The sequence below is a fragment of the Pseudomonas sp. WSY_20 genome, assembly GCF_043104335.1.
Lineage (GTDB): Bacteria > Pseudomonadota > Gammaproteobacteria > Pseudomonadales > Pseudomonadaceae > Aquipseudomonas > Aquipseudomonas parafulva_B.
In genome coordinates, this window is the sequence record NZ_JBICKP010000072.1 from 58243 (window position 1) to 72923 (window position 14681).

The 14681-nt window shown below is 54.4% G+C and carries 14 protein-coding genes; 11 read left to right on the forward strand and 3 right to left on the reverse strand.

Annotated elements, in window-relative coordinates:
- The first annotated feature begins 9 nt into the window (after window positions 1–9).
- The 8 genes from ACF8E5_RS17430 (at window position 10) to ACF8E5_RS17465 (ending at window position 11000) form a co-directional block, all read left to right on the forward strand.
- Window positions 10–429 carry a F0F1 ATP synthase subunit epsilon gene (locus ACF8E5_RS17430; RefSeq protein WP_023532701.1) on the forward strand — a complete coding sequence of 140 codons (420 nt, stop codon included), beginning with the start codon at window positions 10–12 and terminating at the stop codon, window positions 427–429.
- Between the two features lie 120 nt (window positions 430–549).
- Window positions 550–1917, forward strand: a complete 1368-nt coding sequence (glmU, locus tag ACF8E5_RS17435; RefSeq protein WP_058638775.1) for a bifunctional UDP-N-acetylglucosamine diphosphorylase/glucosamine-1-phosphate N-acetyltransferase GlmU — start codon at window positions 550–552, stop codon at window positions 1915–1917.
- A gap of 190 nt (window positions 1918–2107) precedes the next feature.
- Window positions 2108–2881 carry a DeoR/GlpR family DNA-binding transcription regulator gene (locus tag ACF8E5_RS17440; protein WP_058602719.1) on the forward strand — a complete coding sequence of 258 codons (774 nt, stop codon included), beginning with the start codon at window positions 2108–2110 and terminating at the stop codon, window positions 2879–2881.
- Between the two features lie 6 nt (window positions 2882–2887).
- Complete coding sequence (gene glmS, locus ACF8E5_RS17445) at window positions 2888–4723, forward strand: glutamine--fructose-6-phosphate transaminase (isomerizing) (protein WP_392475588.1); 1836 nt, start codon at window positions 2888–2890, stop codon at window positions 4721–4723.
- A 268-nt stretch (window positions 4724–4991) separates the two neighbouring features.
- A complete protein-coding gene (locus ACF8E5_RS17450) occupies window positions 4992–5891 on the forward strand; it encodes a TnsA endonuclease N-terminal domain-containing protein (protein WP_049798467.1) in 900 nt (299 codons plus the stop codon).
- Entirely contained in the window at window positions 5884–8052 is a 2169-nt protein-coding gene (locus ACF8E5_RS17455) for a Mu transposase C-terminal domain-containing protein (RefSeq protein WP_013974899.1), read from the forward strand. The genes ACF8E5_RS17450 and ACF8E5_RS17455 overlap by 8 nt, the downstream gene beginning before the upstream one ends.
- Window positions 8049–9497, forward strand: a complete 1449-nt coding sequence (locus ACF8E5_RS17460) for an ATP-binding protein (protein ID WP_013974898.1) — start codon at window positions 8049–8051, stop codon at window positions 9495–9497. Before ACF8E5_RS17455 ends, ACF8E5_RS17460 begins: the two co-directional genes overlap by 4 nt.
- Before the next feature lie 24 nt (window positions 9498–9521).
- Complete coding sequence (locus ACF8E5_RS17465) at window positions 9522–11000, forward strand: TniQ family protein (protein ID WP_013974897.1); 1479 nt, start codon at window positions 9522–9524, stop codon at window positions 10998–11000.
- Here ACF8E5_RS17465 and ACF8E5_RS17470 read toward each other — a convergent pair.
- The gene (locus ACF8E5_RS17470) at window positions 10972–11895 is read right to left on the reverse strand and encodes a TniQ family protein (protein ID WP_114167560.1); all 924 of its coding nucleotides are present in this window, start codon (window positions 11893–11895) and stop codon (window positions 10972–10974) included. The genes ACF8E5_RS17465 and ACF8E5_RS17470 overlap by 29 nt on opposite strands.
- 173 nt (window positions 11896–12068) lie before the next feature.
- Between ACF8E5_RS17470 and ACF8E5_RS17475 the strand changes: the two genes are divergently transcribed.
- The 3 genes from ACF8E5_RS17475 to ACF8E5_RS17485 all read left to right on the forward strand — a co-directional run bounded on the left by ACF8E5_RS17475 (window position 12069) and on the right by ACF8E5_RS17485 (window position 13341).
- On the forward strand, window positions 12069–12539 hold the full coding sequence (locus tag ACF8E5_RS17475; RefSeq protein WP_044047197.1) for an antitoxin Xre/MbcA/ParS toxin-binding domain-containing protein: 471 nt from the start codon (window positions 12069–12071) through the stop codon (window positions 12537–12539).
- A gap of 143 nt (window positions 12540–12682) precedes the next feature.
- Window positions 12683–13015: a DUF2790 domain-containing protein gene (locus tag ACF8E5_RS17480; protein ID WP_044047196.1), complete on the forward strand. Its 333-nt coding sequence runs from the start codon at window positions 12683–12685 to the stop codon at window positions 13013–13015.
- 137 nt (window positions 13016–13152) lie between these two features.
- Window positions 13153–13341, forward strand: a complete 189-nt coding sequence (locus ACF8E5_RS17485) for an AbrB/MazE/SpoVT family DNA-binding domain-containing protein (protein ID WP_044047195.1) — start codon at window positions 13153–13155, stop codon at window positions 13339–13341.
- A 105-nt stretch (window positions 13342–13446) separates the two neighbouring features.
- On the opposite strand, the gene ACF8E5_RS17490 is transcribed toward ACF8E5_RS17485, so the two are convergent.
- Together ACF8E5_RS17490 and ACF8E5_RS17495 are read right to left on the reverse strand one after the other, a co-directional pair.
- Window positions 13447–13902 carry a DUF411 domain-containing protein gene (locus ACF8E5_RS17490; protein ID WP_044047194.1) on the reverse strand — a complete coding sequence of 152 codons (456 nt, stop codon included), beginning with the start codon at window positions 13900–13902 and terminating at the stop codon, window positions 13447–13449.
- Entirely contained in the window at window positions 13892–14674 is a 783-nt protein-coding gene (locus ACF8E5_RS17495) for a cytochrome c (protein WP_013974894.1), read from the reverse strand. The genes ACF8E5_RS17490 and ACF8E5_RS17495 overlap by 11 nt, the downstream gene beginning before the upstream one ends.
- Between the last annotated feature and the right edge of the window lie 7 nt (window positions 14675–14681).

Genomic DNA, 14681 nt, shown 5'->3' on the forward strand with positions numbered 1-14681 from the left:
GGCAAGCAGATGGCTATGACAGTCCATTGCGATATCGTCAGCGCGGAAGGAGAAATCTTCTCCGGTCTGGTCGAGATGGTAGTAGCGCACGGCAACTTGGGCGATCTGGGTATCGCACCAGGCCACGCCCCGCTGATCACCAATCTCAAGCCGGGTCCGATCACGCTGACCAAGCAGGGTGGCACTCAAGAGGTGTACTACATCTCCGGTGGCTTCCTCGAAGTGCAGCCGAACATGGTGAAGGTTCTTGCCGACACCGTGCAACGTGCTGCCGACCTGGACGAAGCTCAGGCTCAGGAAGCCCTCAAGGCTGCCGAGAACGCGCTGAACACCAAAGGCTCGGACTTCGACTACGGCGCTGCTGCCGCACGTCTGGCCGAGGCTGCGGCTCAGCTGCGTACTGTCCAGCAAATGCGCAGAGGCAAGTGATCGGCTGCGGCCATCATTTGTGTAGCGATTGAGTAAAAGGGTAGCCTCGGCTACCCTTTTTCTTTTTTCGATTTTCCCCTTTCGGTCAAGCAACTGACCGCCCAGGATTGGTAGCCAGTCATGTCCCTCGATATCGTTATTCTTGCCGCCGGCCAAGGCACCCGCATGCGCTCGTCGCTGCCCAAGGTATTGCACCCGGTAGCGGGCAACTCCATGCTCGGTCATGTTATCCACAGCGCTCGCCAGCTTCAGCCGCAGGGCATCCACGTGGTGATAGGCCATGGGGCAGAGTTGGTGCAAGCGAGACTGGCAGGTGACGACCTCAACTTTGTCATGCAGGACAAGCAACTGGGTACGGGGCATGCCTTGGCGCAAGCTTTGCCAGCACTGTCCGCGGACACCGTGCTGGTGCTGTACGGCGACGTGCCGCTCATCGAAGTGCCGACCTTGCAGCGCTTGTTGGCCAAAGCCAGCGAGCAGCAACTGGGTTTGCTCACGGTTACGCTCGAGGATCCGACGGGCTATGGCCGCATTGTGCGTGATGCGCATGGGCAGGTAACGGCAATCGTCGAGCACAAGGACGCTAACGAGGCACAGAAGTCCATTCGCGAAGGCAACACCGGCATCCTGGCGCTTCCTGGCGCTCGCCTGGCAGATTGGATGGGCCGCTTGTCGAACAACAATGCCCAGGGCGAGTACTACCTGACTGATGTGATCGCCATGGCAGTCGCTGATGGCCTGTTGGTCGCCACCGAGCAACCTGACGATCCCATGGAAGTGCAGGGTGCCAATGACCGCCGTCAGCTTGCCGAACTGGAGCGTCACTACCAGTTGCGTGAGGCCCGCCGCCTGATGGCGCAGGGTGTGACCTTGCGTGACCCTGCGCGTTTCGATGTCCGGGGCGAAGTGACGGTCGGCCGGGATGTGCTGATCGACATCAACGTCATTTTGGAAGGCAAGGTTGTCATCGAAGACGACGTGCAGATTGGCCCTAACTGTGTGATCAAGGATTGCACGCTGCGCAAAGGTGCCGTGATCAAGGCCAACAGTCACCTAGAGGGTGCCGTCATGGGCGAGGGGAGTGATGCAGGTCCATTTGCACGCTTGCGTCCGGGGACCGTACTCGATGCAAAGGCCCATGTGGGTAACTTCGTCGAGCTGAAGAATGCCCATCTTGGTGAAGGCGCCAAAGCTGGGCATCTGTCGTATTTGGGTGATGCCGAAATCGGCGCCCGCACTAATATTGGTGCGGGCACCATCACCTGTAATTACGATGGGGCCAACAAGTTCAAGACGGTCATGGGCGAAGACGTCTTCATCGGCTCCAACAGCGCCCTCGTCGCGCCTGTGGAAATCAAGGCCGGGGCCACGACTGCTGCGGGCTCGACGATTACTCAGTGTGTAGAAGCAGGTGAATTGGCGGTTGCACGCTCTCGCCAGCGCAACGTTTCGGGGTGGAAGCGTCCAGAGAAGATCAAGAAGCCCTGATTATCCACAGCTATTTCGAGGCCGGCCTTGTGCATAACAAGCCGGCCTTTTTATTTCCCAGGCATTAGCTGGCTAACGCTGGCCATACGGCTGGGTATGGTTATCCACAGCGAGACGACGGGGTTGACGGATCCGCGCATTTAGGTTTTGATTGCGATCATTATCTTTCGAAACGAAACTTAAAGCACCGATGTCGAAACGAAACACGCCACAACGCCGCCATAACATACTGGCCCTGCTCGCGGAGCAGGGCGAGGTCAGCGTGGATGCGCTGGCGAGACGGTTTGACACGTCCGAGGTCACTATCCGCAAGGACCTGGCGGCACTGGAAAGCAATGGTTTGTTGCTGCGCCGCTACGGCGGGGCTGTAACCATGCCGCAGGAGTTGCTGGCGGAGCCGGCGCAACCCGTGTCGGCCTACAAGCGTGCCATTGCACGTGCCGCTGTGAACCTCATCCGCGAACACGCCCGGATCATCATCGACAGCGGCAGTACCACCGCCGCCATGATCCCTGAACTCGGTCGCCAGCCGGGCCTGGTGGTCATGACCAATTCGCTCAATGTTGCCCGGGCCATCAGCGAACTCGAGCACGAGCCGGTGCTGCTGATGACAGGTGGCACCTGGGATCCGCATTCCGAGTCCTTTCAAGGCCAGGTGGCCGAACAGGTTCTGCGCTCGTATGACTTCGACCAGTTGTTCATCGGGGCCGATGGCATCGACCTGGAACGCGGTACCACCACATTCAACGAATTGCTGGGTCTGAGCCGCGTCATGGCCGAGGTCGCCCGTGAGGTGATCGTGATGGTTGAGTCGGACAAGGTCGGCCGCAAGATTCCCAACCTCGAACTGCCGTGGGGCAGGGTGCACACCCTGATCTCGGACGAACGCCTGTGCGAACAGGCACGCGCACAAATTAAAGCACGCGGCGTCAATCTGATCTGCGCCGCTATCAGTCAGGAGTAACCAAGCATGTGTGGAATTGTAGGTGCTGTGGCCGAACGCAACATTACCGCCATCCTTATCGAGGGCCTGAAGCGTCTTGAATACCGTGGGTATGACAGCGCAGGCCTGGCGGTGCTGACGCCCGAGGGCGAATTGCAACGCCGTCGCCGCATCGGCAAGGTCAGCGAGCTTGAAGCAGCCGTCGCGCTCGAGCCAATCGCAGGACGGCTCGGCATCGCGCATACGCGCTGGGCAACCCATGGCGCGCCTACCGAAACCAATGCCCACCCGCATTTCTCAGGCCATGACGTGGCCGTTGTGCACAACGGCATCATCGAGAACCACGAGGAACTGCGCGAGGAACTGAAGGGATTGGGCTATGCCTTCGTGTCCCAGACCGATACCGAAGTGATCGTCCACCTGATCGACCATCTCCTCAAGGGCATTCCCGACCTGGCAGACGCCTTGAAGGCTGCGGTCAAGCGCCTGCACGGTGCCTATGGCCTGGCATTGATCAGCAAAAGCCAGCCTGACCGCCTGGTCGCTGCGCGTAGCGGCAGCCCGTTGGTGATTGGCCTGGGCCTCGGTGAAAATTTCCTTGCCTCTGACCAACTGGCCCTGCGGCAGGTCACCGATCGCTTCATGTATCTCGAAGAGGGCGATATCGCCGAGATCCGTCGCGACCACGTCGCCGTCTGGGACCACGATGGCCATCCTGTGCAGCGTGAAACCGTGCAGTACCACGAAGGCGCCGAGGCCGCTGACAAGGGCCAGTACCGTCACTTCATGCTTAAGGAAATCCACGAGCAGCCGCGGGTGGTGCAACGCACATTGGAAGGTCGCTTGGGCCATGACCATGTCCTGGTACAGGCATTCGGTCCGCAGGCAGCCGAGCTGTTTGGCAAAGTGCGCAATGTGCAGATCGTAGCCTGTGGTACCAGCTATCACGCCGGCATGGTTGCACGTTACTGGCTGGAAAGCCTGGCTGGGATCCCTTGCCAGGTAGAGGTGGCGAGCGAGTTCCGTTACCGCAAGGTGGTCGTGCAGCCCGATACGCTGTTCGTTTCCATCTCCCAGTCGGGCGAGACCGCCGATACCCTGGCAGCGCTGCGCAACGCCAAGGAGCTGGGCTTCCTTGGCAGCCTGGCGATCTGCAACGTGGGCATCAGCTCGCTGGTTCGGGAATCCGACCTGACATTGCTGACCCTGGCCGGCCCGGAAATCGGCGTCGCTTCGACCAAGGCCTTCACCACCCAGCTGGTGTCGTTGATGCTTCTGACCTTGGCCTTGGGCCAGGTGCGCGGCACCCTGGAGAAGGGCGTCGAAGCTGAACTGGTCGAGGAACTGCGCCGCCTGCCAACACGTTTGGGTGAAGCATTGGCCATGGACGCAACCGTCGAGAAAGTCGCCGAGTTGTTCGCTGACAAGCATCACACCTTGTTCCTGGGCCGCGGCGCTCAATACCCGGTGGCTATGGAAGGTGCGCTCAAGCTTAAGGAAATCTCCTATATCCACGCCGAAGCCTACCCCGCGGGCGAGCTCAAACATGGCCCGCTGGCGCTTGTGGATAACGACATGCCGGTGGTGACCGTTGCGCCGAACAACGAACTGCTGGAGAAGCTCAAGTCCAACCTGCAGGAGGTGCGTGCACGCGGCGGTGAGCTGGTGGTCTTCGCTGACGAGCAAGCCGGGCTGAGCAACGGCGAAGGGACCCATGTGATTCCGGTCCCGCATATCGCGGATGCGCTGGCGCCGATTCTGTATACCATTCCTTTGCAGTTGCTCTCGTACTATGTCGCCGTGCTCAAGGGGACTGATGTTGACCAGCCGCGGAATTTGGCGAAGTCGGTGACGGTGGAGTGAGGGCAGCTTTTCGACAGTGCCAGCTGTTTTTGAATAATAAAGGTTGTCACAAAACAATAAAGGTTGTCACAACGTAATAAAGGTTGTCACAAGGCAGGCTCTGACCGCACATCGGGCCGGAGCCAGGCCTTGGAGATTCGGGTGACAATCCTCTACCCAACGCTGTGACTGTTGTCCTGGCTTAGCCCGCTCTCTGGGGTGTCCCCTGTGCACGACACCTGTCCTCGTCCCGGTCGAGCGGGTCGCCCAATTTTGAGCGACTCGAACAATGGCATCCATGCCCATAGCTCCGGTCAAGGCTGCACATCGCAAGCTGATGACCCAGGCAAAAATAGATAAGAAAATTCAATCGGGTCGTGGGTGTGGAGTCAGAGATTCCTATAAGCCATGGATCAAAGTGTGGGAGATCAAATCAAAGGGTGTCTCTCATATGATCGCGGGAGTTAAAATTCACCGCACACACCACCTGCTGTCCAATGCAGAGCGAGATTACTTAACTGTACTTGAGCACGATGCCTCGATCATCGATATCCGAGAGCAGTATCCTCTGCTGACACAGGCTGAGACCCAAGCAATTGCCTCAAGTATTAACTGTCGCCACCCTGTATATCCTGGCACGCAAATACCTGTCGTTATGACGACGGACTTTCTCGTTACCTTCTTAGATTCCTCTGGCGAAACAAGGCTAGCTGCTCGATCAGTGAAATACCGAAAAGAGTTTGAGCAAGCTGATCTTCAGGCGCGTAATCGAATAGCAGAAAAGCTAGCCATCGAAGAAAAATACTGGGCAATGAGGGGGGTGGACTGGAAGCTGGTCCTGCATGAAAACCTCTCAAAGATAAAATTAGCGAACCTCAAGATTCTCAGGACATACGCCAGTATTCATCCCTCGTTACCGACGGAGAAGAACATCGGCAATTTGCTTGGATACATTGAGGAGGCAAAGACGGATCAAATACCGTTAAAAATTCTTTTGGATAAAGCGTCTCGTGACCTTTACATTGAATATATGGGGGTAAAGCGCCTCTTCCATCACCTGCTATGGAACGGTCGTTTAGAGTCAGATCTTACCTCGAAAATAATAAGCATGTCGCAGCCGTTGCACGTATGGCCGAATCAAAGGTCAGCGGCTTTGTCTCTGCCAAACGAGGTTTCCCATCATGCTTGATCTTAAAATCAACAGCATTGTCACTCCTGGCGAAGAACCTAGCCTACTAAAAAAAGCGGTTCGGATTTTAGGCATAGATGATGCTTCTGTAATTGTGATTGAGCTGAGTACGAATCCCAGCAAGCCGTGGCAGATCGAGCGGTCCGTTTTGATTGACGATATTGACGCAGGGCGCGCAATCTTAAGTCGAGAAATGGTGCCCTTACATCTGCTCAGAAGTGATGATGAAATTAGTGAAAATGAAAAATCGAGCCGAAATCGTAACTGGAGCCTTATAAGAGGGTTAGTAGAAGATCGCTCCGCCTTGGAAATTCTTGGACCGGGTTTTGGAAAGCTGGTTGCTAGGCATGCCCTAGAGGCAGGAGTAGAGCGTAAACAGATATACCGGCTTCTATACCGCTACTGGAGCATGGGGCAGACACCTAACGCGTTTCTATGGAACACTAGTGCTTGCGGTGGTCGGGGAAAGAAAAAGGATCGATCCTCAGGCATTATCCCCGGTAGGCCGCGTAAGTATCGTGGTGTCGTTGTCAATGATGGTGGTGCTATCACGCTCGAACCGCGCCATCTCTCTCATATCCGTTTGGCTTACGGGCGGGTTGCTAGCGGCAAATGCGGCACCCTGAAAGATGCACATAAGTGGATGTTAAACAAATTTTATAGAGAGACTCTGCCAGACGGCTCGAAAGGGAATATTGTACGCGGCAGTTACCCGACTACTACCCAGCTCAGATATCACGGTAAGCTTTTTTTCGATGATCTTTATAAACTTAAGGTGCGTGGCGGTTCTGTTCGATACAACAAAGATCATCGTGCTATCGTTGGCGCAGCTTCCCAAGGCCTGATGGGTGCGACCCATCGATATGAGATAGATTCCACCATCGCTGATGTATATTTAGTGCATCGCGTTAACAGGCTATGGCTCATAGGACGCCCCATACTTTATGTGGTCGTCGATACCTTTACTAGAATGATTGTAGGGATTCACGTGGGCCTTGAGGGTCCCAGTTGGAATGGGGCTCGACACGCGATATACAATGCTTGCACCCCAAAGGTCGATTTTTGCAAGCGATACAATGTTGAAATAGATGAGGCTGACTGGCCGTGCTCGCACTTGCCAGTCGAAATTGTTGCTGACCGGGCCGAACTTCTAAGTGAGGCTGGGGCAACGCTGTCGCAAAGCTTGGGACTAGCGGTGCAAATTTTGCCCCCCTTTAGGCCTGATTGGAAAGGGATCATCGAAAGCCGCTTCCGTCTGATCAATGAACACCTGGACTTGAAATTTGTTCCAGGCGGAGTAGATGCTCGTAAAATGGAGCGTGGTGATAGGGACTACCAACTCGATGCGATTTTGGATATCGACGAGTTCACAGAAATGGTTATTGTAGGGGTCTTGGCGCACAATAAGAGCCTACGCATACCACACCTATTAAGTCGCGAGATGATTGCCGACGGTATAGAAGCGACGCCTATAGCAGTTTGGAATTGGTCTAAAGCTAATAGTCCTATCAATTCTAAAGTGGTTTCTCCGGCTGAGTTGAAAATTGCTTTACTGCCCTCTCAAGAGTGTCGTATCAGTCGAGGCGGTATTGTTTTCCAAGGCGTCCAATATACATGTCAAACAGCCTTGCGTGAGGAGTGGTTGGAGCGCTCACACAATCTGCGGACGAAGTATGTTCGAGTATTCTACGATCCTAACTCTATTGAAAATTGTTGGATCAAGTCCGAAGCAGGTTTTGAGGCTTTAACTATTGTACCGCAGCAACGGCAGAAATATGGTGGACTCCGTATGGAGGAGGTTCTTGATATGGTCCATGTCTTGAACCAAGTATCGCCGGATGCCCGTTATGACAGTGACAATACTGCGGCGCTGGTAAGGGGGCGGCAAGAGGAAATCCTTGACCGGGCCAAAGCCAAACGTGCCGCACAGGGTGACCCGAAATCGAATGCAGATTTCAAGCGGGACAAACGTGCCAAGCGTGCGACCGAAGCTCAGACCGAGCGCGATTCCCATACCGCTGATCTGAATCAGCTACGCGTTGTGGATCACACGCCCCTTGCGGGAGAAAATTCTAGGCCAGTCACCGGCAGGCCCAGTTCCACAAGAAGCGCGGCGTTTCTGAAACTGGTAGTCAGCGAGGGTAGCGAGACAGAGACATGAACGATTTGACCTTCTCCCCCGCAGAATATATTCCTACAGGCATGCCTCAATATGATGGCAACCCGCTGATTGAATGCTTGCCTAGAATTCTCTCGGATGTTGATGTGGTGAGGCGTGTTGGGAACCTTCCGCCGAAGCCCGACGAGGCCGAACGAGCGTTGCCACCGAAGCTTCGCGGCCATGGGATCAACCGGCTCAAAGATGTTGTGGTTCCATTCGAAATCCACTTGCGCCTCGAAGACCTATTCAGCCAGCTGATCCGCTACGGCTATTCGGGCCGCAATCCGCTGTTGGCCTCATCTGTTAGGCATCGATTGCCTTCCTCAGCAGATGCCAAGCGCCATGGATTCATGTCCACCGCTGAGACGATGACCCTGATTGGCTTGAGTGGTATGGGCAAGACCACAGCGCTTAATTCCATAGCAAGGCTTTATCCGCAGGTGATCAGTCACAGCAGATATAAAGACGCGATTCTCATCGAAACCCAGGTTGTGTGGCTAAAGATTGAGTGCCCTCACGATGGCTCGTTGCGCGGTTTTTGCGCAGCATTCTTCTCTGCACTGGACGCTGCGTTAGGTGTCGAAAAATACTCTCGCAGGGGCGGTGCCGCCAACAGCATCAGCGTAATGCTCCAGCACATCAGTCAGCTGTGCAAAACCTTTTTTATCGGTGCTTTGATAATTGATGAAATGCAGCATCTTTGCTCGTCGCGAGGGGGGCAGGATCGGGAAAAGTTACTGAATTTCTTCGTAACTTTATCCAATGATGCGGGCGTTCCGCTTGTCTATGTAGGGACCAACGCAATGCTTCCGCTTTTTTCTGGTGTGTTGCGTAATGCCCGAAGAGCGGCGGGGATGGGACCAATCGCCTTTGACCGTTTCAGCGAAGACGATCCGTTTTGGCATCACTTGGTGTCCCAACTCTGGGCCTATGACTGGACGGAATCTTGCGCTCCCCTGACGAGTGACCTCCTGTCCAAGATCTATGATCTCACCCAGGGCAATACAGATTTCCTAGCGAAACTGCTTATGCTTGCGCAGCGTCATGTTATTTGGGAAGGAATCGACGCCATTACGCCAGCCGTGCTTCAGCAGGTGTATGACAATCAAATGAGGCTTTTGCACAAGCCCATCGAGGCCCTTCGAAGCGGTGATCCTCTTCAGATTGCTGATTTCGAGGACATGATGCCTACAAAAGACCAAATCGCTCAGATGATGAGCTACGACTTGGCTCGCCGGGCGGACCGGGCTCATCTTTCGCTACTTACACAGACCGCAATAGCACCTTCACCTCTAGCAAAGGAAAAATCGGTGCCGAAGGCTCCGAGTCGTACGGTCGTACCGGTTGCTGACGGCGCGTTAACTAACGTGCATTTTTCGAAGGACGAAGACCTTCAGGCTCAGCTCGAACAGCGCGGCTGGGTGGATAGGGATTCTTCCTGGTAATTTGACGCAGGGGAGCTCAGGGCAGTGGCTAACCTTCTGTTCTTCCCCCAGCCGTTTCCGGATGAGTCGCTCTATAGCCTGGCCGTGCGCTATCACAAGCTAGCAGCGAATCAGGGATACCGAGCGACCAGCCAAGAGCTGTTCGGTAGCTACTCGCGTACCTGCGGTTCCATCCTGCCGTGCTGCTTAGAGGCTCTGTCTGAACGTCTCAGAGGCGCCTTCTCTGTAGGAGAGCTGATCGAGCGCTTCACGCTTTTACCGCTTTTTCTGCCTTTTTTGGACGACGAGAAGGGCCGCGATGCTGCCGTTCTAATGGGAGGTAATCGAGGTACAGGCCTCAAGATGGCCTTGGGCATTACAGCATCGCGTTTCCTCCAACACGCCTCGTTTAGGTATTGCGAGAGCTGCGTCAGAGAGGACATTCTGGAGTGCGGCTCAGCTTATTGGCATCGTATTCACCAAGCATCGGGCACTTGCATTTGTCCACGCCACAGCGAAGTACTACAGGCGATTAGATTCCCCGGATGGTCAGATTGGCGTTGTATGTTGCTTCCGGGGGAATCTGCTGGAACGCCGGTTATGGACTGTGGTGACCACAGCGGGGCCGTTGCCATTGCCCACATGCAGCTGTGGGGGCTAGACCATCCCAATGAGATGAAAACGATTCTGGCTGGAAATTTGCTCAGGAACCGTTTGGACGAGATGGGTTTTATCAGGTCTGGACGAATTAGAGAGCAGATGCTGAGAGATTTTTTAACCAGGCGACTTCGGTGCAGTCCTAGCGCCGCCGAATTCGAAGAAATGGTTCGATCCGCTGAGTGGGTCTTTCAGATATTGCGGCGACAAGGTCGAACCGTGCAGCCTTTCAAGTTCTATTTTCTCTGCTGGCTCCTTGATCTAGAGCTGGAGCACCTGAAGACCTACCGTCTAGAGGACGTTAATCGCGCTGGTATTGTGGTCCGGCCTGATGAACCGAATAACCTCATCCCTGACGATGACCTTCACGCCCGGCGAATAGCGTTTGCGAAGAGTACGAATCTCAAATGTCATGACAAGCCGGGCTATCAGTGGTTGTACCGCCACGACAGGGAATGGTTGGCCCGTTATGTTGCTGGGAACCCCTACCACAGAGACCGAAGAATTTTGATCGATTGGCAATCCAGGGACTCGGCCCTTGCGTTGGAGCTCGCTAAAGCGAAGACGATGATTCTTTCTGTAGACGGAAAGCCTCAGCAGGTCACCCGCGCTGCTCTATGTAGGCGTGTCCTAAACGCTCATGCTTTCCTCAAGATGCCGGACCACTTTCCGATGAGCACTAGGTTGATGGCGGGTTTACTTGAGTCTACTCATGACCATCAGCTACGTAAAATCCGGTGGGCAATTCGAGAATACTCGCTGACTGAAAACTGTGCGATGAGTGTTTTATACCGTTATGCAGGAATAAGAATATCTCGCGTATCCGAAGATGAAGTCTTTACGCAGATACGTGACGATATGGATTAGTTTTCATGGCTTCGTGCAAAAGTTTATTGAATATGACTGTTTTCTTCTCCCGCAGCACGTCTTGCTCATCCTTATTATTTAGCAAGTTGAAATAATTTTCAGCGGTGTGGCATCCAAGAAACACATAGATAGGATATTTGTCGCTGGTAGAGATACTGACATGGGTGAGTCTCGAAGTTATGCCCATTTCTTCGTTGATCAGTTTGGAAATATTCAGCTGGGTTTTTTCGAATGCGCTAGTTCGATTTATCATGAGGCTTGCATATGCGACAAAGTCTGCCATTCCATCCTTGATCATAGGGCCGCTATAGTCCAAAAGGTCTGCGACAAATTTGGCATACATATGACGGTTTGATCCGAATTCTCGCTTTTGACGTTTTGACCATGTGTTAAGCTTGCTGCACTTGGCTAGGTGATTAATCTCGTGCTTTTTCATTGGTATTGAGCAGGTCGGACATGTCTCGATTAGAGCGCAGGCATGAGTACTGCACACCTGTACGGAACCCAATACGTGCCTGCGATGAATATAGGGGCTTCCGCAATTATCCAAGTCTTCGCGAACACAATCTGGACAAACCTTTTCCCAAGTTTTCGGTGTGACGATTGCGGTCGCTCGATGACGCCCGAGGGCAGCTATCATAGGATACAAAGTGTGATCGCTTAAGGCTAGGTCCGAAATCTTGTGCTCGTCTAGCAGCTTTGGGTAATAGAATTCTTGATGCGGCCGCCACTCTGTTTGCAACTTCCCCAAAGTCTTATTAATTCCGAACCCAATACGAGGTTTCGCTTTTATATAGAAATCTTCAGTTTTCAACGATTTAATGCCTAGGAGCTCATTGCCGCGCTTAAGCGCAGATGCGATATATTCTCCAGGTAATGGTGTGAAAATTTTCATGCAATGATGTTCTGGAAGACGAGTGGTATGGCATTTTAGTTAGAAGACACCGGTACTGCATACACATTAGTGATCGTTTTGGGCTAAGGTGTGAAGGTTAAAGGGCGTCGGGCGTGCTTGGGAATCAAATTCGATCTAGTCTGACAGCCAACGCACAAGAGGAGGTCGATGCAATGAATCCTACAAGCACGCCCCCACCTGTTGAATCGCAGGCTTTTGCACCAACGTTCCACTTGGTTCATACCGACCTTGATGAGTTGAGCCAGCTGGAGCTCCTGCGTCTTGTCCAAACAGGATTTTTTTTCAGCGACGTGAAATGCATGGTCGAGTCCTCAAGCCTATTCAAGGCTCGTAACCTCGTCAGGCGAATCACAGGAATATCGACCAGAAGCGTTCACCGTCTGAGCCATTCCGTTCAGGCCCATCGCCTGGATGCCCAGCAGAGCGCGGTGGCGTTTCAATATGCGAAAGGACTGGAGCTTGCGTCGAAGGTATTTGGCTCTCAGATGCTCGCGGAGCAGTGGCTTTGTCGGCCGTGCGGCCGTTTGATGGGGTTTGTACCCTTCGAGATGCTCGACACGTCGCTCGGATTCAGCGTGGTAGCGGACTATCTTGAGCGTCTTCGCCTGGGTGTCTATCAGTAGTGTGCCTGAGGGGAATTGGTATGCCGTGTAGACGCAACGCTACCTCCATCTGCAAGCCGGACTTACAACCTTGTAATCCCCGTATCACTCAATTGACAGCGACAAAATCCTAATCTTCAGTCACGTCTATTGGAGTGATTGAAATGAAAGTCATCAAAAGCATCGCGGCCATCCTGGCCATAGTGGCCTCCTCAACCGCGCTCGCCGAAGGAGGATCCGACCGTCTATACGGGAAGATGATTCAGGCCAATGAGCAAGCTATGCGAGCTTATGCGGCCGTCAATGATATGAAGCCACCGGAGGTGATCCATTATCGCTACGGGATGCGGCTCGACGTGGCGAGAGTAATCAGCATGACATCGACCAAGGCGAGCTGTGACGTGATGCCAGCACAGATGAACTACGAGGATTCCAATGGAGACCTGAAAATCCTTGAGTACCGGACCGCTGGTATCGGTTGCCGGGGCCAGAACTGAGCACTGATCGAGCGGGCAGGACTTACGCTGATAAAAAGCCGGGTTGAAGCGTCAATTCCGGCGATTGATCGCCTGGTTACCGGCTTTCATGACTGGTGGAGTACGATGAGAATTGGTAGCTCAGGCAGGACAGCCCAATGACTCAATCAGCGCGCACCACGGTCAAGTGCCTTGATCCCGGCGACGGCTCCGGCGATGTGATTGTGGAACTACCCGACGACATTCTGAGCGAGCTCGGGGTCACGACGGGCGACAGACTCTCCATCGAGCTTATCAACGGCGATATCGTACTCAAGCCAGTCCGCGAGCGCCGTGAATCTGATTAGCTACGCTTTGCAGGCCCTCTGTGTCGTCGTGTTGAGCTGATGAAACTTTCTAGCGGGGATTTATGGGACGGCAGTCAGCCTACTGCCGTCCTTCTGGTCGGTGGGTTATTTGGCTGGATAGTTGGCGACTACTTGGTCCTCGCCGCTTTTGGTCAAACCAATAACCTGGTAGGCATGGCTTACACCATCAACCTCCATGCCTGGGGATCCAGCTGGCATTCCTGGCACGGCGATCCCTACCAGATCGTTCCGCTCCTTGAGTTCTCGAATCTGCTCAGCTGGCACGTGACCTTCAACAAACTTTCCGTCAATCACGGCTGTGTGGCAGGAGGCTAACCGTGGCGCTACGCCCAGCTTCTGTTTCACTGCGCTCATGTCCGTCTCAACATGGTCGGTCACTTTGAAACCATTGGCTTCCAGGTGCGCGATCCACTTCTTGCAGCAACCGCAGTTCGCATCTCGGTGAACGTCGATGGACAATGACTCTGCGGCGTAGGCCGCCGAGGCCACCAGCAGCCCAGCGATTGCGGCTAGCCGAACGAGTATCCGGTTAGTTGGCATGAGTGTGCTCCTTACCGTCTTTGTGAACATGCGTCTTTGTCGACGATTTCGGGTGGGCGTCCGAATGGGCTTCGGCCGCATTGTGGTCACCGTGATGATCTGCCGCTTGGGCGGCGCCTGCGGGTGCAGCTCCATGGTCGTGAGCTGTCTGAGCATGGTCGTCATCTGCCGCTTCGTCGTGATCGCCACGCTCGGCATGACCGCTCCCGCCGTGCTGGCCCTCATGATTATGCATATCGCTTTCACCGCCGCCGTGCTGATGGCCGCCGCTCGTGGCCACCAACGCCTTGTACTGCTCAGAATTCATTTGGGGCAGTTGGTCAAGGAACGCGACTATTCCCCAGATGTACTCATCACCCATGCTCTTGCCCCAGGCGGGCATGCCGGTGGCTTTGATGCCGTGCTTGATCGTCCAGAATGCGGCAGCCGGATCGTCTCCGACACCCACCTTGGTGAGGTCAGGTGGCGACGGGTATAGCGCTTGGCTGAGTTCTGTCTTTCCAACGCCAGGGGCGAGGTGGCACCCAATGCACATGGCGTTGTAGTTGCCTGCGCCTGCCTTGATCAACGCAGCGTTCTTCAGGTCAGGCACTTCAATGTCTCGCGCTCGAACCTCAATCGACCGGTCGCGAGCCATGGCGAGAAACGAATGGACAGCCGGGAAGTGAGGATCATCGGCGCCGACATTCACCAAGCCGAAATACGCGGTGCCCAATACCGCAGCACTTCCGACAGCACCGGCCACAAGCAGCGTTGTAATTGTTCTTTTCATGTTGGAA